Below are 544 nucleotides of genomic sequence, written 5' to 3' on the forward strand. Positions count from 1 at the left end.
GGAATCGCACCATCTTCCAATGCCGATTTTGTCGCACTAATCGCACGGAAGTATGCCAAGTAAATCAGAATAGCCGGACCCATTTTGGCAAAGCGCCCTTGACGAGGGTTCACCGCAGACAAAGGAATCACAAGCATCGTCAACAATGGGATACATACAAACAGAGAAATACGCCATTGCAGCTCCGCTTGCGCTTCAGGATCCGGGTGGCCAATCAAATCCGCCGTTGGGTAAGCTTCCCAGTCACGACCTTTCTGTTTGACTTCACGCTGCCCGATCACCCCTTCATATTCATCAAATTTGGTGATCATATACTCCACGCGAGTTGGCACACCTTCATAACGTGTACCTTCTTGCATCGTAATAACCTGACGGCCATCTGACAGTTCTTTTACTTCACCAGAAGAAGAGAACATCACGCTAGGTAGAACCGAATCTCGTGGACGCATTTGCGCGACAAACACGTTACTAAGCGTGCTGTCCTTAATATCGTCAATGAACACCACGGATGAACCGTCTGGCGTACCTTGGAACTGACCCTTTT

The 544-nt window shown here is 48.7% G+C and carries 1 protein-coding gene; it reads right to left on the reverse strand.

Annotated elements, in window-relative coordinates; genetic code table 11:
* On the reverse strand, nucleotides 1–544 hold a 544-nt coding region (locus tag R7093_RS27525), incomplete at both ends, for an LptF/LptG family permease (RefSeq protein ID WP_318147315.1).

This window comes from Vibrio sp. 1580, from assembly GCF_033340055.1.